The sequence below is a fragment of the Streptomyces sp. MK37H genome, from assembly GCF_018035285.1.
In the GTDB taxonomy this organism is placed as follows: Bacteria; Actinomycetota; Actinomycetes; order Streptomycetales; family Streptomycetaceae; genus Streptomyces; species Streptomyces endocoffeicus.
The window spans coordinates 22692-39812 of sequence record NZ_JAAAYH010000034.1 but is presented as its reverse complement, the minus strand read 5'-3'; the positions used below and the strand labels follow the sequence as shown (position 1 = coordinate 39812).

General features: G+C 70.7%; 15 protein-coding genes, 5 tRNA genes and 1 pseudogene. 16 read left to right on the top strand and 5 right to left on the bottom strand.

Going from position 1 to position 17121, the window contains the following annotated elements:
* Positions 1 to 3288: nitrate- and nitrite sensing domain-containing protein (locus tag GWI24_RS08120; protein WP_247616051.1), on the bottom strand; the 3288-nt coding region annotated here is incomplete at its 3' end.
* A 593-nt stretch (positions 3289 to 3881) separates the two neighbouring features.
* Here GWI24_RS08120 and GWI24_RS08115 point away from each other — a divergent pair.
* The 8 genes from GWI24_RS08115 to GWI24_RS08080 all read left to right on the top strand — a co-directional run bounded on the left by GWI24_RS08115 (position 3882) and on the right by GWI24_RS08080 (position 7137).
* On the top strand, positions 3882 to 4097 hold the full coding sequence (locus GWI24_RS08115; protein WP_210945209.1) for a hypothetical protein: 216 nt from the start codon (positions 3882 to 3884) through the stop codon (positions 4095 to 4097).
* Positions 4098 to 4216: 119 nt separating this feature from the next.
* Positions 4217 to 5008 (top strand): fumarylacetoacetate hydrolase family protein, encoded by a 792-nt coding sequence (locus tag GWI24_RS08110; RefSeq protein WP_201850930.1) that lies wholly within the window; start codon positions 4217 to 4219, stop codon positions 5006 to 5008.
* Positions 5001 to 6488: a glutamate--tRNA ligase gene (gene gltX / locus GWI24_RS08105; RefSeq protein ID WP_210945208.1), complete on the top strand. Its 1488-nt coding sequence runs from the start codon at positions 5001 to 5003 to the stop codon at positions 6486 to 6488. Before GWI24_RS08110 ends, gltX begins: the two co-directional genes overlap by 8 nt.
* A 167-nt stretch (positions 6489 to 6655) precedes the next feature.
* Positions 6656 to 6727: transfer RNA gene (locus GWI24_RS08100), tRNA-Gln, on the top strand.
* A gap of 50 nt (positions 6728 to 6777) precedes the next feature.
* A tRNA-Glu gene (locus GWI24_RS08095) sits at positions 6778 to 6850 on the top strand.
* Positions 6851 to 6881: 31 nt separating this feature from the next.
* Positions 6882 to 6954, top strand: a tRNA-Glu gene (locus tag GWI24_RS08090).
* A 13-nt stretch (positions 6955 to 6967) separates the two neighbouring features.
* A tRNA-Gln gene (locus GWI24_RS08085) sits at positions 6968 to 7039 on the top strand.
* A gap of 22 nt (positions 7040 to 7061) precedes the next feature.
* A tRNA-Glu gene (locus GWI24_RS08080) sits at positions 7062 to 7137 on the top strand.
* Positions 7138 to 7189: 52 nt separating this feature from the next.
* Here the strand turns inward: GWI24_RS08080 and GWI24_RS08075 are convergent.
* On the bottom strand, positions 7190 to 7831 hold the full coding sequence (locus GWI24_RS08075) for a MerR family transcriptional regulator (protein WP_210945207.1): 642 nt from the start codon (positions 7829 to 7831) through the stop codon (positions 7190 to 7192).
* 97 nt (positions 7832 to 7928) lie between these two features.
* Between GWI24_RS08075 and GWI24_RS08070 the strand changes: the two genes are divergently transcribed.
* Positions 7929 to 8420 (top strand): DUF4188 domain-containing protein, encoded by a 492-nt coding sequence (locus GWI24_RS08070; protein ID WP_210945206.1) that lies wholly within the window; start codon positions 7929 to 7931, stop codon positions 8418 to 8420.
* Between the two features lie 30 nt (positions 8421 to 8450).
* Here the strand turns inward: GWI24_RS08070 and ndgR are convergent, their stop codons facing one another.
* Complete coding sequence (gene ndgR, locus GWI24_RS08065) at positions 8451 to 9167, bottom strand: IclR family transcriptional regulator NdgR (RefSeq protein WP_030834082.1); 717 nt, start codon at positions 9165 to 9167, stop codon at positions 8451 to 8453.
* 143 nt (positions 9168 to 9310) lie between these two features.
* Between ndgR and leuC the strand changes: the two genes are divergently transcribed.
* From leuC to GWI24_RS08045, 4 genes are all read left to right on the top strand, one after another.
* On the top strand, positions 9311 to 10741 hold the full coding sequence (gene leuC / locus GWI24_RS08060; RefSeq protein WP_210945205.1) for a 3-isopropylmalate dehydratase large subunit: 1431 nt from the start codon (positions 9311 to 9313) through the stop codon (positions 10739 to 10741).
* Between the two features lie 6 nt (positions 10742 to 10747).
* Positions 10748 to 11341, top strand: a complete 594-nt coding sequence (gene leuD, locus GWI24_RS08055) for a 3-isopropylmalate dehydratase small subunit (RefSeq protein WP_210945204.1) — start codon at positions 10748 to 10750, stop codon at positions 11339 to 11341.
* A gap of 124 nt (positions 11342 to 11465) precedes the next feature.
* Positions 11466 to 11711, top strand: coding sequence for a hypothetical protein (locus tag GWI24_RS08050; protein ID WP_210945203.1), 246 nt, complete (start codon positions 11466 to 11468; stop codon positions 11709 to 11711).
* Between the two features lie 125 nt (positions 11712 to 11836).
* Positions 11837 to 12412: an HU family DNA-binding protein gene (locus tag GWI24_RS08045; protein WP_210945202.1), complete on the top strand. Its 576-nt coding sequence runs from the start codon at positions 11837 to 11839 to the stop codon at positions 12410 to 12412.
* Positions 12413 to 12775: 363 nt separating this feature from the next.
* Here the strand turns inward: GWI24_RS08045 and cofC are convergent.
* A pseudogene (cofC, locus tag GWI24_RS08040) lies at positions 12776 to 13390 on the bottom strand (2-phospho-L-lactate guanylyltransferase); the annotation flags it as partial.
* A 171-nt stretch (positions 13391 to 13561) separates the two neighbouring features.
* Between cofC and GWI24_RS08035 the strand changes: the two are divergent.
* The 3 genes from GWI24_RS08035 to GWI24_RS08025 are packed head-to-tail and all read left to right on the top strand — an operon-like array spanning position 13562 to position 16525.
* Positions 13562 to 14320 carry a 1-acyl-sn-glycerol-3-phosphate acyltransferase gene (locus GWI24_RS08035; RefSeq protein WP_210945200.1) on the top strand — a complete coding sequence of 253 codons (759 nt, stop codon included), beginning with the start codon at positions 13562 to 13564 and terminating at the stop codon, positions 14318 to 14320.
* Positions 14317 to 15318 carry an NAD(P)H-dependent glycerol-3-phosphate dehydrogenase gene (locus GWI24_RS08030; protein ID WP_037948547.1) on the top strand — a complete coding sequence of 334 codons (1002 nt, stop codon included), beginning with the start codon at positions 14317 to 14319 and terminating at the stop codon, positions 15316 to 15318. Before GWI24_RS08035 ends, GWI24_RS08030 begins: the two co-directional genes overlap by 4 nt.
* Before the next feature lie 34 nt (positions 15319 to 15352).
* Positions 15353 to 16525, top strand: a complete 1173-nt coding sequence (locus GWI24_RS08025) for a D-alanine--D-alanine ligase family protein (RefSeq protein WP_210945199.1) — start codon at positions 15353 to 15355, stop codon at positions 16523 to 16525.
* Between the two features lie 97 nt (positions 16526 to 16622).
* Here the strand turns inward: GWI24_RS08025 and GWI24_RS08020 are convergent, their stop codons facing one another.
* Positions 16623 to 17120: a DUF3515 domain-containing protein gene (locus GWI24_RS08020; RefSeq protein WP_308343565.1), complete on the bottom strand. Its 498-nt coding sequence runs from the start codon at positions 17118 to 17120 to the stop codon at positions 16623 to 16625.
* Position 17121 lies beyond the last annotated feature (1 nt).

Below are 17121 nucleotides of genomic sequence, written 5' to 3'. Positions count from 1 at the left end.
CGAGTTGCCGGGGTCCACGACCTGGGGGTGATGCCAGGTCGACTCGATGGTGTCGAAGATCGGCGTACGGCCGTCGCCGGGACCGGCGGGCGGCAGCGGGTCGTTCGTGCGCCGGTCGGACTCGCCCTGGGAGTCCTGGGGCAGCGCGTACTCGCCGGTGCCGCTCATATCCGGGCGGGGGAATTCGCCGGTGTCGCCGGGACCGCCCATGTTCGGGCGCGGGAACTCGCCCGTGTCGCCGGGGCCGCGGCCGCCGCGCGGGGCGGCGTCCTCGAACCGGGGCTGGGCGTACTCACCGGTGTCGCCCGGGCCCTGGCCGAGCTCCGGACGGGCGAACTCGCCGGTGTCGCCCGGGCCGCGGCCGTAGTCGGGGCGGTTGAACTGGCCGGTGTCGGACAGCCCCTGCCCGGCCTGCGGGCCGCTGGGCGCGCGGCGCGGCTCGAACATGCTGGGGCCGTCGGTCAGCTGCGGCAGCTCGCCGGTGTCGCCGGGGCCGCGGTTGCCGAACGGATCGCGCCGCTCCGACGGGCCGCCGAGCTCCGGACGGGCGAACTGGCCGGTGGACTCGTACTCCTCGTGCCCGCGCGGGGTGTCCCCGGCGTCGCGCGGAGTGGTCGGCCAGTCGTCCTCGCCGGACGCGCGGCGCGCGCCCCAGCTGGTGCCGGGCTGCGCGGGGGCCGGAAGCTCGGGCGCGGGGCCGCGGGTGGGCAGCTGCGGGCGGCCGCCCTGGTCGCCCCCGTCGGCCCGGGCCGGGGCGCCGGTCGGCGGGGCGACGGTCGGGTTCTCGCCGCGCGTCGGAAGCGGGCGACGGCCGGAGGGGGCGCCGGGGCCGCCCTGACCGCCGGGACCGGAGGGGGCGTTGGTCCGGGGTCCGGGAGGCCGTCCGCCCTCGAAGAAGTTGGTGCCGCCGGACGGGGCGCCGCCCGAGGGGCCCGCACCCGCGCCGACCGGCCGGGTCGGCAGTCCGCTGCCGCCGCCGTTGCCCGGCAGCGCGGCGCGCGAACCGGAGCCCGGGACCTGGCGCCGCGAGGGCGCCGAGCCGAGCAGCCCCGCGCCGCCGCCCTGGGCGCCGCCGTTGCCCGCACCCGGTCCGTCCTGGCCGCCGGCGGCCTGCGGGGCCGGCTTCCGGCCGCCCTGGGCGACATCGACCGGCAGCATGACCAGCGCCGTCGTACCGCCCGAGTCGGACGGCCGGAGCTGGATGCGGATGCCGTGGCGCAGCGAGAGGCGGCCGACCACGAACAGGCCCATGCGCCGGGAGACCGACACATCGACGGTGGGCGGGGAGGCCAGCCGCTCGTTGATCGCCGCCAGGTCCTCGGGCGAGAGCCCGATACCGGTGTCGTGGATCTCGACCAGCACCCGCCCGTCGGGCAGCGCGTGACCGGTGACCTTGACCTTGGTCTGCGGCGAGGAGAAGGAGGTGGCGTTCTCCAGCAGCTCGGCGAGCAGGTGGACGAGGTCGTTGACGACCCGGCCGGCGACCTCGGTCGCCGGGACCGAGCTGAGCTCGATGCGCTCGTACTGCTCCACCTCGGAGGCGGCCGCGCGGAGCACGTCCACCAGCGGCACCGGACGGGTCCACCGGCGGCCGGGCTCCTCGCCCGCGAGGACCAGGAGGTTCTCGCCGTTACGGCGCATACGGGTGGCGAGGTGGTCCAGCTTGAACAGCGAGGAGAGCTGGTCCGGGTCGGCCTCGCGGCTCTCCAGCTCGGAGATGAGCGAGAGCTGGCGCTGGATGAGGCCCTGGCTGCGGCGCGAGAGGTTGGTGAACATCGCGTTGACGTTGCCCCGCAGCAGCGCCTGCTCGGCGGCGAGCCGGACCGCCTCGCGGTGCACGTCGTCGAAGGCCGCGGCCACCTTTCCGATCTCGTCCCGGCTGTGCACACCGACGGACTCGACCGAGGTGTCCACATCCTGCGGATCGGACTCCGAGAGCTGCTTGACCAGTTCGGGCAGCCGCTTCTGGGAGACCTCCTGCGCGGTGTCCTGGAGACGGCGCAGCGAGCGGACCATGGAGCGGGCGACGACGAAGGCGCCGACCAGGGAGACGCCGAGGACCAGCAGGATCAGCGCACCGTTGAGGATCGCGTCCTGCTGGGCGGAGTCGCGGAGCTCACGAGCCTTCTGCTGCATCTCGCTGAGCAGCGTCTCCTCGATCTTGCCCATCTCTTCGATCTTGATACTGTCCTGGTCGTACCAGTCAAGATCGGTCCGCTTCTCCGCCTTGAGCCCCTCGGGGTCGCGCACCGCGCGGTCGGCGTACATGGTCGCCGCCTTGATGTCGGGGCGGCTGTCCAGCGGTTCGAGCAGGTCCTCGGAGTTGCCCTGGCGGATCTGCTTGAAGCGGCCGAGCGCCTCGTTCTCCTTGTCCACCGCGGTCCTGGCGAAGCGGCGGTCGTTGGCGGAGAAGTCGGCGCCCTTGGGGTCGGCGAGGGCGGCGCTGATGAGCGCGCGCTGGATGGACGCGTACTCCTTCGCGGAGGAGAAGGTGGCGAGCGCGCGGGTGTTGTTGATCATCGCGCGGTTGCTGGTCGCCTGCGCCATGTCCTGGGAGAGCAGCAGCAACGAGTTGATCAGCTCGTTGTAGTTCTGGACCGTCAGCGAGTAGTACTGGCTGTTGTCGTAGGCCGTGTCCCGGACCTCGTTGATCTTGCCGAGCTGACGGTCGATGTTGACGAGCGTGGACTGCACACCGGCCAGCGACTGGTCACCGGGGTCGATCTGGTGGGTGGCCTCGCGGAACGCCGCGATCGCGCGGTTGGTGTCCTCGCGGGTGGAGACGACCCGGTCGTCCTTGTCGTTGCCCTTGCCCGCCAGCGGGCCTGCCGACTTGTCGCGCTCCTCCTGGAGCGCGCTGGCCAGCTGGGTGGCCTGCTGCGTCATCTCGGTGAGCAGCTTCATCTGGTCCAGCTGCTGGATGTTGTCCAGCGAACCCTCGATGCGCAGTGCCCCCAGCGTGGTCGCGGCGACCACCGGGAGCGCGAGCAGGGAGACCAGTCGGGTACTGATGCGCCAGTTGCGCAGGGCCATGCGATTGCCGGGCCCGGTGGGGCCGGAGGGCTTCGCCTTGGCCGACGGCTCCGTGGCATCTCCGCCGCCACTACCGCCGCTGGGCGCACTGACCCGGGTAGCGCTCTGCGCACCGGCCTCGGGGCTCTGGTCGCCCAGTGTCCTGCCGTTGCTTCCCTGGGCGCGCTGGGGCGAGGAGCCGCGGTCGGTCGCGCCGCGCGGCTCCGGGTCCGCCGAAGCTTCCCCTCGGCCCTGGCGGGCCTGGGGAGCCCCCATACCATCCCTCTTGAAACGTCCCTGCACTAGCGTCGCAACCTCTGGACCAGGCGCCCCACCGGCTTGAGCGGCGGAGCGGTGTCGAGTCGTGGGGGACCGCGATCCCCCCTGTCGGTCGTGAGTGACCGGCGCGCATCCTTTCGTGTCGACAAGAGGAGCCCCCCGCCGCTCGGCGCCTCTCAGTTGCGCCCCCGTGCGCGCCGGTGATTCCCGCGGCGGTCCCGGGAATTCCAGCACAGTGCCGGATGCTGCAACAAGGGCAATGGGTAAGGCTGTGATGCGCGTGACGCTCAGTACGGACTTTATTACGGGACGTAGAAAGTCATGTCGGCGATAACGGACTTTCGTGTACGAATCGAATACCGCAATCGAGTGTCCGGCTAGCGATGATCAAGAGCGGAACGTCAGGTTCAGGTATGTGATGTCCGTTTAGCGCGATTGGGTAACTGTCTTCTATGTCGCATTTGCCTGATCGTTCGTGAGCAATATCACATGCTGGCGGCGACTTTTCCTGCGAATCGATGGGCAAGGCCGCCTCTAGCCTGACGCTTTACACAGCCGGAACGAACGACAAGAGCGAGGCGTACACCCCAGTGAAGACGACGATGATGTTCCGCTCCATAGCCAACCCGCGGCGCACCACCCTGGCCCATGTCAAGGACGTCCAAGAGCTCAAGGACGCCAGGGACATCGCCGAGGAGGTCGAGAACACCGGCGCGTCCGAGGAGCAGCCGGAGCACCGCGTCGATCTGCCCCACCGGACCGCGAACCCCAAGCGCACCGTGCTGACCGAGACCCCGGGCAACTGACCCCCCGGGCCGTGGTGGGCGCCGCCACCGGCGGCAGGCGGGACGGCGGCGCGCGGGACGCGGAGCGATAGCCTGGGGCGTCAGTCTCCAGCGAGTTCAGTCAGGAGCCAAGGCTTCCCGTGCGCATCGCCAGATTCTCCATCGACGGCAACGTCGCCTTCGGCGTGGTGGAGGGCGAACCGTCCGATCCGGACGGCCCCGTCATCGACATCATCAAGGGCCACCCCTTCGCCGAATTCGAGCGCTCGGGTCAGAAGGTCCCCCTGAGCAAGGTCCGGCTGCTGCCGCCCGTCCTGCCGAACAAGGTCGTCGGAATCGGGCGCAACTACGCCGAGCATGCGGCGGAGCTGGGCAACGAGGTCCCCGACGTCCCGGTCGTCTTCTTCAAGCCGTCCACCTCCGTGGTCGGCCCCGGCGACCCCGTCGCGTACCCCTCCTTCTCCTCCGAGGTGCACTACGAGGCCGAGCTGGCCGTGGTCATCGGACGGATGTGCCGCGAGGTTCCGCGTGACCGCGTCCAGGACGTCATCCTCGGCTACACCTGCGGCAACGACATCACGGCCCGCGACGCACAGCGGCGCGAGAAGCAGTGGGCGCGGGCCAAGGGCTTCGACGCCTCCTGCCCGCTTGGCCCCTGGGTGGAGACCGATATCGACCTGACGCGCGCCGGCGACCTCGGCATCATGTGCACCGTCAACGGTGAGCAGCGTCAGCTCGGCCGTACGAGCGAGATGGTGCGCCCGATCGAGGACTTGATCGTGCACATCACCGAGGCGATGACGCTGCTCCCCGGCGACGTCGTGCTCACCGGCACTCCGGCGGGCGTCGGCCCGCTCTCCGTCGGCGACGAGGTCGCCGTCACCATCGAAGGCATCGGCACTCTCACCAACAAGGTGATCAAGCGTGGCTAGCGCATCCCCCTCCGCCCCCGTGCGGGTTCGTTTCTGTCCCTCGCCGACCGGCAACCCCCATGTCGGCCTGGTCCGCACGGCCCTGTTCAACTGGGCCTTCGCCCGTCACCACGGCGGCACCCTGGTGTTCCGCATCGAGGACACCGACGCCGCGCGCGACTCCGAGGAGTCCTACACCCAGCTGCTGGACGCCATGCGCTGGCTGGGCTTCGACTGGGACGAGGGCCCCGAGGTCGGCGGTCCGCACGCGCCCTACCGCCAGTCGCAGCGGATGGACCTCTACCGCGAGGTCGCGGAGAAGCTGCTGGAGGCGGGCCACGCCTACCGCTGCTACTGCACCGCCGAGGAGCTGGAGGAGCGCCGCGAGGCGGCCCGCAAGGCCGGCCGGCCCTCCGGCTACGACGGGAAGTGCCGGACCCTGACCGCCGAGCAGATCGCCGCGTACGAGGCCGAGGGGCGCGCCTCGATCGTGCGCTTCCGGATGCCGGACGAGCCGATCACCTTCACCGACCTGGTGCGCGGTGAGCTGACCTTCGCCCCCGAGAACGTCACGGACTACGGGATCGTGCGGGCCAACGGCGCGCCCCTCTACACGCTCGTCAACCCCGTCGACGACGCGCTGATGGAGATCACGCACGTACTGCGCGGCGAGGATCTGCTCTCCTCCACCCCGCGGCAGATCGCGCTCTACCGGGCACTCGCCGAGATCGGTGTGGGCGGCGGCACGGTGCCCGCCTTCGGGCACCTCCCGTATGTCATGGGCGAGGGCAACAAGAAGCTCTCCAAGCGCGATCCGCAGGCCTCGCTGAACCTCTACCGGGAGCGCGGCTTCCTCCCCGAGGGGCTGCTCAACTACCTCTCCCTGCTGGGCTGGTCGCTCTCCGCCGACCGGGACGTCTTCTCGCTGGAGGAGATGGTCGAGGCGTTCGACATCTCGGCGGTGAACGCCAACCCGGCGCGCTTCGACCTCAAGAAGGCCGAGGCGATCAACGCGGACCACATCCGGCTGCTGGATGTGAAGGCGTTCATCGAGGCGTGCGAGCCCTGGCTGAAGGCCCCGCACGCGCCGTGGGCCCCGGACGCCTTCGAGGCGGCCGCCTTCGAGGCGCTGGCCCCGCTGGCCCAGACCCGGCTCACCGTCCTGTCCGACATCACCGCGAACGTGGACTTCCTCTTCCTCGACGAGCCGGTGGCCGACGAGGCGTCCTGGACCAAGGCGATGAAGCCGGGCGCGGACGCGCTCCTGGCCTCGGTCCGCACCCGGCTCGCCGAGGCGGACTGGGACGCCGAGACCCTGAAGGCCGCGGTCCTCGCGGCCGGTGAGGAGCACGGCCTGAAGCTGGGCAAGGCCCAGGCGCCGCTGCGTGTCGCGGTCACCGGGCGCACGGTCGGGCTGCCGCTGTTCGAGTCCCTGGAGGTCCTGGGCCGCGAGCGCACGCTGGCCCGGGTCGACGCGGCGCTGGCGAAGCTGGTCGGATAGGGGCGTGAGGCGCCGTCCGCGCCCGCGAGGCGGCGCCACTCGCGGTGATACTCGTTTTGGTGGCCCGTCCACCATCGGGTAATGTTCTTCCTGCGCCGGACGGGCCGCCGAGAGGCCGGACCGGAGGCGCAAACCAAACAAAACCCCTTACGGGGGTGGCGTTTTGGTGGGGTATGGTGTAATTGGCAGCACGAGTGATTCTGGTTCACTTAGTCTAGGTTCGAGTCCTGGTACCCCAGCAAGAGATCTCCCGGATGTCCGGTGGATCCCTTGATCAAAGCAGGACCAAGCCCCCGTTGTGTAGCGGCCTAGCACGCTGCCCTCTCAAGGCAGTAGCGCCGGTTCGAATCCGGTCGGGGGTACGGATCTCTTCGCAAGACGGAGATCGCTAGAGCCCCCGTTGTGTAGCGGCCTAGCACGCCGCCCTCTCAAGGCGGTAGCGCCGGTTCGAATCCGGTCGGGGGTACTGGTCTATACCATGGGCTATGGTGTAATTGGCAGCACGAGTGATTCTGGTTCATTTAGTCTAGGTTCGAGTCCTGGTAGCCCAGCGCAGCACCTGTGCTGATTCAGGCCCCCGTTGTGTAGCGGCCTAGCACGCCGCCCTCTCAAGGCGGTAGCGCCGGTTCGAATCCGGTCGGGGGTACCAGCGAAAAGCCCTCCGCGGCAGCGGAGGGCTTTTTCGTGCCCTTGGCCTTCGGTCACTCCTTGAAGCGACGGCCGGATTCCTCGGTTTGCGCGAGCCGCCGCAGGCTGAGCAGCACCGGTTCGTAGAGCACCGTCAGCGCCACCACCGCCTCGATCCGCTCGGGCGGGGTGTCGTAGGTCTCCACCAGGTCCAGGTCGGCGACGGCCAGTTCGTCCGCCAGCCGGGCGTGCACCAGCAGATGCTCGGTGTCATGGGGGTACCCCAGGCGGTCAAGGGAGGCGATGGCCGCCACCAGCATCCGGTAGGCGGGCGAGGTGTCGCCCAGCTCCTGGCCGTAGGACCAGCCCATCCGCCGCAGCACGGTGTCCACCTGCGCACGGGCGCGCGCGGCGTGCGGATCGTCCTCGTCGGGCTCGGGGCCGTGCGACAGCGCCCAGACCGCGGCTCCCATCCGGGTGTTCTGGCTGAGCGACTCGTCCTCGGCGGCCGCCAGCACCTCGCGCGCCGTGGCCACCGGCATCCGGCCGACCTGGATCAGCGAGCGCACCAGCCGGAGTCTGCGCAAGTGCTCCTCGCCGTACTCGGCCTGGGTGGCGGTGATCCGCTCTCCCGGCGGCAGCAGCCGCTCGCGCAGGTAGTACTTGATCGTCGCGGTGGGCACTCCGCTGCGCTCGCTGAGCTCCGCCAGTCGCATCCCTGTTGCACCTTCCCGTTGGAGAGTGGCACTATCTAAGAGCTGGATAGCGCCGCTATCCAAGTTTATCCCGGACGTGGGGAACGAGGGGATCACTATGGGTGCCGAGCTGCTCGCCGGCCGCATGACCGCCGAGGCCGAGGGGGAGGTCACCGTCTTCCTGATCGGCATGCGCATCAACCGCTTCCGCGCGCTGCGCAGCTGGCTGCCGGTCTTCAAGGCGATGCCGCGGATGCTCCGCGAGCTGTCGCGGGACAAGGGGAGCGGGATGCTGGGCTATCAGCTGCTGGCCGGCCCGCCCCGGGTGCTCTACGTCGTCCAGTACTGGAACTCTCACGAGCGGCTGCTGGAGTACGCCTCGGCCCAGGACGGGGAGCACCGTCCCGCCTGGGCGGCGTTCAACCGCCGGATGCGGGAGGGCCGGGGTAAGGTCGGCTTCTGGCACGAGACCTATGTCGTACCGGCCGGGGCGCACGAGGCGGTCTACATCAACATGCCGGCATTCGGCCTGGGCAAGGCCACCGGAGTCGTCCCGGTCGGCCGCCGCGGAGACCGTGCGGCCGACCGGCTGAGCCTGGACAAGGCGTAAGAGGGCGCCATGGGCGCCGTAAGGCGCTCATCAATTTCCTCGGCGAAGGGCGTCCGTCAGGCGTGCCGCCGCGTCGATGACCGCCTGGGCGTGCATGCGCCCCGGGTGGCGGGTCAGCCGCTCGATCGGTCCGGAGACCGAGACGGCGGCGACCACGCGGTTGGACGGGCCGCGAACGGGCGCGGAGACGGACGCCACGCCGGGCTCGCGCTCGCCGATCGACTGGGCCCAGCCCCGCCGCCGTACGCCCGACAGGGCCGTGGCGGTGAAGCGGGCCCCCTGGAGTCCGCGGTGCAGCCGCTCGGGCTCCTCCCAGGCCATCAGCACCTGGGCGGCCGAGCCGGCCTTCATGGGGAGCGTGGAGCCGACCGGCACGGTGTCCCGCAGTCCGGACAGCCGCTCGGCCGCGGCGACGCAGATGCGCATGTCTCCCTGGCGCCGGTAGAGCTGCGCGCTCTCGCCGGTCACATCCCGGAGATGGGTGAGTACGGGCCCGGCCGTGGCGAGCAGCCGGTCCTCGCCCGCGGCCGCCGCCAGCTCGGCCAGGCGGGGGCCCAGAATGAAGCGCCCCTGCATATCACGTGCCACCATCCGGTGGTGCTCGAGTGCCACCGCCAGCCGGTGTGCCGTGGGGCGGGCGAGGCCGGTCGCCCCGACCAGCCCGGCGAGGGTGGCCGGACCGGACTCCAGGGCGCTCAGAACCAGAGCCGCCTTGTCGAGAACGCCGACACCGCTAGTGTTGTCCATGGGACGATATTCACGTCTCACAGTGTGAAACGCAAGTTCAATTTCCGGGGATACCCGCCACCCTGTAAATGGCGGGCCCGCGGACCAGGGCACGCACTCGACTCGAGTTTGGGCCGGCGCTGGCGCCGGCCGGAGGGAAACCGATGGGACGGACACTCGCGGAGAAGGTCTGGGACGACCATGTCGTCCGGCGCGCCGAAGGCGAGCCTGACCTGCTCTTCATCGATCTGCATCTGCTGCACGAGGTGACCAGCCCGCAGGCGTTCGACGGCCTGCGCAAGGCCGGCCGCACGGTCCGTCGTACCGATCTCACCCTCGCGACCGAGGACCACAACACCCCCACCCTCGACATCGACAAGCCGATCGCGGACCCCGTCTCGCGCGCCCAGTTGGAGACGCTGCGCAAGAACTGCGCGGAGTTCGGTGTCCGGCTGCACCCGCTCGGCGATGTCGAGCAGGGCGTCGTCCACGTGGTGGGACCGCAGCTGGGACTGACCCAGCCGGGGACGACCGTGGTCTGCGGTGACAGCCACACCTCGACCCACGGCGCCTTCGGCGCGCTCGCGTTCGGCATCGGCACCAGCCAGGTCGAGCATGTGCTGGCCACCCAGACGCTGCCGCTCGCGCCGTTCAAGACCATGGCGATCACCGTCGAGGGCGAGCTGCCCGAGAGCGTCACCGCCAAGGACCTGATCCTGGCGATCATCGCGAAGATCGGCACCGGCGGCGGCCAGGGCTATGTGATCGAGTACCGCGGCCCGGCCATCGAGAAGCTCTCGATGGAGGCCCGGATGACCGTGTGCAACATGTCCATCGAGGCGGGCGCCCGCGCGGGCATGATCGCCCCGGACGAGACCACCTTCGCCTATCTGGAGGGCCGCCCGCACGCCCCCCAGGGCGCCGACTGGGACGCCGCCGTCGCGTACTGGCGCACCCTGCGCGGCGACGACGACGCGGTCTTCGACCGTGAGGTCGTCATCGACGCCTCCGCACTCGCCCCGTTCGTCACCTGGGGCACCAACCCCGGCCAGGGCGCGCCGCTGTCGGAGTCGGTCCCGGACCCGGCCTCCTTCGAGGACGCCAGCGAGAGCTTCGCCGCCGAGAAGGCCCTGGAGTACATGGGTCTGACGGCCGGTCAGCCGCTGCGCGACATCAAGGTGGACACGGTCTTCGTCGGCTCCTGCACCAACGGGCGCATCGAGGACCTGCGCTCCGCCGCCTCGGTGCTGTCCGGCCGTGCGGTGGCCGACGGCGTACGGATGTTGGTGGTCCCCGGCTCGGTGCGGGTCGCCCTCCAGGCCGTCGAGGAGGGGCTGGACAAGGTGTTCACCGCCGCGGGGGCCGAATGGCGGCACGCGGGTTGCTCGATGTGCCTGGGCATGAACCCCGACCAGCTCGCGCCCGGTGAGCGGTCGGCGTCCACGTCCAACCGCAACTTCGAGGGCCGGCAGGGCAAGGGCGGCCGGACCCACCTGGTCTCGCCGCAGGTCGCCGCCGCCACCGCGGTGCTGGGCCATCTGGCCTCGCCCGCCGACCTGTCCGACGCCGCCGTATCGACTCCCGTGGGGGCCTGAGCAGTCATGGAAGCATTCACCACGCACACCGGCCGGGCCGTCCCGCTGCGCCGCAGCAATGTGGACACGGACCAGATCATCCCGGCGCACTGGCTCAAGAAGGTCACCCGCGACGGCTTCGAGGACGGCCTCTTCGAGGCGTGGCGCAAGGACCCGGAGTTCGTGCTCAACAAGGCCGAGCACAAGGGTGGAACGGTTCTGGTGGCCGGTCCCGACTTCGGCACCGGCTCCTCGCGCGAGCACGCGGTGTGGGCGCTGCAGAACTACGGCTTCAAGGCCGTCATCTCCGCCCGCTTCGCCGACATCTTCCGGGGCAACTCGCTCAAGAACGGGCTGCTGACCGTCGTCCTGCCGCAGGAGACCGTGGACAGGCTCTGGAAGCTGGTCGAGGCGGACCCCGCCGCGGAGGTCACCGTGGACCTCGTCGAGCGCCAGGTTCGGGCCGAGGGCATCACGGCTGATTTTGAGCTTGACGAGAACGCTCGGTGGCGACTCCTGGAGGGGCTGGACGACATCAGCCTCACCCTCAGGGAGGAGGAATCGATCGCCTCGTACGAGGCGCGTCGCCCCTCCTTCAAGCCCAGCACCGTGGAGGTCTGACCCCCCGGTTCTCCCTGTACAGAGCGGGTTTGGCAAGATGCGCCGCCGGTCCTCTGACCGGCGGCGCATCGGCATGTTGAGGCCCCGTGAAGCGACAACTCGCCTCAGATGGCACAATCAGTGCATGGAACGCGACGGCCAACTCGAGCTCTACGGCATCGTCGCCGACCGGCTCAAGGAAGCGCACGCAAGGGTGCGCGCACTGCAAGTCCCGGAGGGCGTACGGATGGCGCTGTCCCGGAAGCTGCTGGTCATGACCTCAGCGGCGAAACACGATCTCGCAGACGCGGCAACGCGTCTGGAGCGGTTCATGAACGACCTCGACGAGGGGCGTTTCCCCGAAGATCCCGACACCGACGGAAGTCCGTGACGATCGAGTGCGTTGCGGCACAAGGGTGATTAGCCCGTTTCGTGTTTGATTTGCGGTATATATCTGCCTAACGTGCGAAAAGGCTTGAACACATTGATTCCGGCAATGTCTCCGAAGGGGAAGACGTGAACAAGGCGCAGCTCGTAGAAGCGATTGCCGACAAGGTCGGCGGCCGTCAGCAGGCCGCCGATGCCGTAGACGCCGTCCTGGACGCCATCGTCCGGGCGGTTGTCTCCGGGGAGCGAGTTTCGGTCACTGGATTCGGTTCGTTCGAGAAGGTGGAACGGCCCGCCCGGTACGCCCGTAACCCCCAGACCGGGGAGCGCGTGCGGGTCAAGAAGACCTCGGTGCCCCGGTTCCGTCCCGGTCAGGGCTTCAAGGATCTGGTGAGCGGCTCCAAGAAGCTCCCGCGCGGCGGCGAGGTCGCCGTGAAGAAGGCCCCCAAGGGCAGCCTCCAGGCGGCGGCGAAGAAGGCCGCGGCCAAGAAGGCGACCGCCAAGAAGGCTCCTGCGAAGAAGGCTCCCGCGAAGAAGGCGGCGGCCAAGAAGGCCCCCGCGAAGAAGACCACGGCCAAGAAGGCCCCAGCCAAGAAGACCACGGCCAAGAAGGCCCCCGCCAAGGCCACCGCGAAGAAGGCCCCGGCGCGCAAGACGAGTGCCCGCAAGACCACCGCGAAGAAGACCACCGCCAGGAAGCGCTAGCCGGCGGCGCTCAGGCGCCCCACCGCATCCGCGCCGGGCCGGGCTCCCCGAGGGAGCCCGGCCCGCGGTGCTGTCGGCGCCCGGTATTCCAGGGGTTCGCGCTCGGAACCTCCGTGGCGCCCGGATTCGTCCTCGGGCCTCGGAGCCTTACGGCGCTCAGAACGTCTGCAGCGTGACGAAGACGACCCGGCGCTGCTCGCCCTCGCCCTCCACCTCGATCCGCACCCGCTGCCCCGGGCGCAGCATCCGCAGCCCCCCGGCGTCGAAGGCCGCGGTGTCGAACGGCAGCGGGGTGCCGTCGTCCAGCAGCACGCTGCCGGCGCGGGTCTCGGGGTCGTACGTATAGGCGGTTCCCTGCATGTCCGCCAGCCTAGCCCTGGTGTGGGCGCCCACGCCCAGGGCCACCGCCGCGCGCAGATCACGGGCCGTGTCCACGTCGCGCCGCACCGAGTCCACCCCCGCCAGCTCGATCTCCCGCGCCCCCGACGCCCGGTGCCGGTCCCGCGACGGGCCCCCGAAGGCGGGCGCCAGCTCGGCGCCCGGTGCCGCCGAGAGCAGCGTGGTGCCCACCCCCGCGGCGTCCGCCAGAAACGCGCGTGAGAAGCCGGCGGCGGCCTCGAGCACCAGGTCGAGCTCCACCGTCCGCAGCGCCGGGAGATCGGCGTTCAGTGCCGCCACGGCGGCCTGCGGGCGCTCCCCGCGGACCGCGCGGGCGCCGTGCGCCAGCGCCGCGTTCAGTCCGAGCCCCGGGGAGTCGGGCAGGATCCGGGCGCCGAGGGCCGACAGCTCACGTCCGGCGAGCGGGTCGTCGGTGACGACGGTCACCTCCCGCACCCACCGGCTCGCCAGCGCCGCGCCCACCGTGTCCTGGGCGAACGCGAGGGCGAGCGAGGCCCGGGGGCCGTCCCCCGCGGCGTCGGAGAGCCTGGTCTTGGCCCGTGCCAAGGGCTTCAGCGGCACCACCAGGGTCCAGGTCACAGGGGCTCCGTTTCTTCCCACGGGCCTCATTCTGACCTGCTGCCCGGCTCGCCGAAGACGTGCGGGGTTACGGTGTCCTCGACAGACGGGGTGCCTGGAGCGACACTTGTGCGGCTGCCGGGGACGACAGCAAGCCAGCAGGTCAGCAGGGTCCAAGAGAGGATGTTCCGAGTGTCCGGCCGCAGAATCGGCTTCTGGTACCGCGTGGCAGCGGTCTTGTGCAAACCGCCGCTGGTGGTTCTGTTCAAGCGGGACTGGCACGGAATGGAGCACATTCCCGCCGACGGTGGATTTATCACCGCGATCAATCACAACTCGTATCTCGACCCGCTCTCCTACGCGCACTTCCAGTACAACACCGGAAGGGTGCCGCGCTTCCTCGCCAAGGCCGCCCTCTTCAGAGGCGGCTTCGTGGGCACCATGCTCCGCGGCACCGGCCAGATCCCCGTCTACCGCGAGTCCACCGACGCCGCCAACGCCTTCCGGTCCGCCGTGGACGCCATCAACAAGGGGGAGTGCGTGGCCTTCTACCCCGAGGGCACCCTCACCCGCGACCCGGACATGTGGCCCATGCGCGGAAAGACCGGCGCCGCGCGGGTCGCGCTGCTCACCAAGGCCCCGGTCATCCCCGTCGCCCAGTGGGGCGCCAACGAGGCCGTGCCGCCGTACGCCAAGGAGAAGCGGGTCCGCCTCTTCCCCCGTAAGACGCTCAAGGTGCACGCCGGCCCGCCGGTGGACCTGTCCGAGTTCTACGGCCAGGAGCCCACCGCCGAGGTCCTCAGGGCGGCCACCGACACCATCATGGACGCCATCACCGAGCTCCTCTCCGAGGTGCGCGGCGAGCCGGCGCCCGTTCAGAGGTACGACCGGCCCACCAGGTCAAGCACCGACGGCCCGCCGCTCCCGCTGGCCGATGAGGAGAGCAAGTGACGCGCTGCGCCGTCTTCGGCACCGGCTCCTGGGGCACCGCCTTCGCGATGGTGCTCGCCGACGCGGGGTGCGAGGTGACGCTGTGGGGGCGCCGGCCCGGTGTCGTCGAGGCCATCAACACCGGCCGCGGCAATCCCGACTACTTCCCCGGGGTGCGGCTCCCCGACGGCGTGCGCGCCACCACCGACCCGGCCGAGGCCGCGGACGGCGCGGAGTTCACCGTCTTCTCCGTGCCCTCCCAGACGCTGCGCGGCAACCTCTCCGACTGGGCCCCGCTGCTGGCCGCCGACACCGTGCTGGTCTCCCTGATGAAGGGCGTCGAACTCGGCACGGCCAAGCGGATGAGCGAGGTCGTCCAGGAGGTCGCCAAGGCGCCCGCGGAGCGCGTCGCGGTGCTCACCGGGCCCAACCTCGCCAAGGAGATCGCCGCCCGGCAGCCCGCCGCCTCCGTGGTGGCCTGCCCCGACGAGAGCGTGGCCCGCCGCCTCCAGACCGCCTGCCACACCGCGTACTTCCGCCCGTACACCAACACCGACGTGGTCGGCTGCGAGCTGGGCGGCGCGGTGAAGAACGTCATCGCGCTGGCCGTGGGCATCGCCGACGGCATGGGGCTCGGCGACAACACCAAGGCGTCGCTGATCACCCGCGGCCTCGCCGAAACGACCCGGCTGGGCCTGGCGATGGGCGCCGACGCGCACACCTTCGCGGGCCTGGCGGGCATGGGCGACCTCGTCGCCACCTGCTCCTCCCCGCTCTCCCGCAACCACACCTTCGGCACCAATCTGGGCCGCGGGATGACACTGGAGGAGACCATCGCGGTCACCAAGCAGACCGCGGAGGGCGTCAAGTCGTGCGAGTCGGTGCTGGATCTCGCCCGCCGCCACGACGTCGACATGCCCATCACCGAGACCGTCGTCGAGATCGTGCACGACGGCAAACAGCCCCTTGTCGCGCTCAAAGAGCTGATGTCCCGCAGCGCCAAGGCCGAGCGGCACTGACGCCGCGCGGACCGCAAGGTAACCTCAACGCGATATGAGCAGCCAGACCCCTTCCCCAGGCCCTGTCCCGGCTTCCTCCGGAGGCGAGCGGCGGAAGCCGCGCGTCGCCGTCGTCTTCGGCGGCCGCAGCTCTGAGCACGCCATCTCGGTGGTCACCGCGGGCGCCGTGCTGCGCGCCATCGACCGCGAGAAGTACGACGTGCTGCCGATCGGCATCACCGCGGACGGCCGTTGGGCGCTGACCGCCGACGAGCCCGAGCGGATGGCCATCGCCAACCGCGAGCTGCCCAGCGTCGAACGGCTCGCCGAGTCCAGCGAGGGCTCGGTCGTCCTCCCGGTCGACCCGGGGAACCGCGAGGTCGTCTACAGCGAGCCGGGGGCGGTGCCCAAGGCTCTGGGCGACGTCGACGTCGTCTTCCCCATGCTGCACGGCCCGTACGGCGAGGACGGCACCCTCCAGGGGCTGCTGGAGCTCTCCGGGGTGCCGTACGTGGGCGCCGGGGTGCTCGCCTCCGCCGTGGGCATGGACAAGGAGTACATGAAGCGGGTGTTCGTCTCCTTCCGGCTGCCCGTCGGCCCGTACGAGGTGATCCGCCCCCGGGCCTGGGAGCAGGAACCTTCCGCCGCGCGCCAGAGGATCGTGGAGTTCGCAGAGGAGCACGGCTGGCCGCTCTTCGTGAAGCCCGCGCGCGCCGGCTCGTCCTTCGGTATCAGCAAGGTCGAGGGCCCGGCGGACCTGGACGCGGCCATCGAGGAGGCCAGGCGCCACGACCCGAAGGTCATCGTGGAGGCGCTGCTGCGCGGCCGCGAGATCGAGTGCGGGGTGCTGGAGTACGAGGACGGGCCGCGCGCCAGCGTGCCCGCCGAGATCCCGCCGGTCTCCTCCCACGCCTTCTACGACTTCGAGGCGAAGTACATCGACGCGGCGGACGGCATCGTGCCCGCGCCGCTCACCGAGGAGCAGACCCGGCGGGTCCAGGAGCTCGCGGTGGCCGCCTTCGAGGCGGCGTCCTGCGAGGGGCTGGTCCGGGCCGACTTCTTCCTGCTGGACAGCGGTGAGTTCGTGATCAATGAGATCAACACCATGCCCGGCTTCACCCCGATCTCGATGTACCCGCGCATGTGGCAGGAGAGCGGCGTGAGCTACCCCGAGCTGGTGGACCGGCTGCTGGAGGCCGCGCTGCGCCGCTCGACGGGGCTGCGCTAGCCGGACGGCCGCGCCGCCAGTCGCGCGGGGCCGCGCCAGGGCGTGTTTCGAAAGCAGCGCCGTCCGCCCGGAGCAGGCGGGACTTTCGGAACACGCGCTAGGCCACGCCCTTCGGGACCGTCTTCTTGACGGCGCGGGCGAGGTCGAGCAGGGGGTTGATCTCGGGGGAGTACTTCCCGGGCACGGTCACCTCGACATAGGCCCGGCGCAGTACGGTGGTGAAGCGGTAGCCGTCCGGTCGCTTCTCCGGGAGCCACTCGACGCCGTTCACCTCGGCCGACGCGGTCTTGGAGCCCATCGCCTCCGGTCGGGGGACCCCGCAGCGCAGCTGCACGGCGGGGTCCCCCCACACGGCTGTGTAGTCCGAGGCGGGCTCGGCGGTGCCCCGCTTCAGCCCGTTCACGGCATCGGGCAGTTCCTTGTGCAGCGCCCGGCATATCGCGGCCGCCTGTGGGGCCGGCGTGGGAACCGCGGGCGCCTTGGCGTCGTCGGAATCCCCGGTGAAGGAGCAACCCGCTACCGGCACCAGGGCCAGGGCCACCGTGGCGGACAGCGGGACGAGCCGTCGGGTGAGACTACGGTGTGCGGAATTCACC

Bases quoted from the DNA above. Each gene is read 5' to 3' on its own strand.
- leuD (WP_210945204.1), top strand. From the start codon at position 10,748: ATGGAAGCATTCACCACGCACACCGGCCGGGCCGTCCCGCTGCGCCGC.
- GWI24_RS08025 (WP_210945199.1), top strand. From the start codon at position 15,353: ATGAGCAGCCAGACCCCTTCCCCAGGCCCTGTCCCGGCTTCCTCCGGA.
- leuC (WP_210945205.1), top strand. From the start codon at position 9,311: ATGGGACGGACACTCGCGGAGAAGGTCTGGGACGACCATGTCGTCCGG.
- GWI24_RS08050 (WP_210945203.1), top strand. From the start codon at position 11,466: ATGGAACGCGACGGCCAACTCGAGCTCTACGGCATCGTCGCCGACCGG.
- GWI24_RS08070 (WP_210945206.1), top strand. From the start codon at position 7,929: ATGGGTGCCGAGCTGCTCGCCGGCCGCATGACCGCCGAGGCCGAGGGG.
- GWI24_RS08075 (WP_210945207.1), bottom strand. From the start codon at position 7,831: ATGCGACTGGCGGAGCTCAGCGAGCGCAGCGGAGTGCCCACCGCGACG.
- ndgR (WP_030834082.1), bottom strand. From the start codon at position 9,167: ATGGACAACACTAGCGGTGTCGGCGTTCTCGACAAGGCGGCTCTGGTT.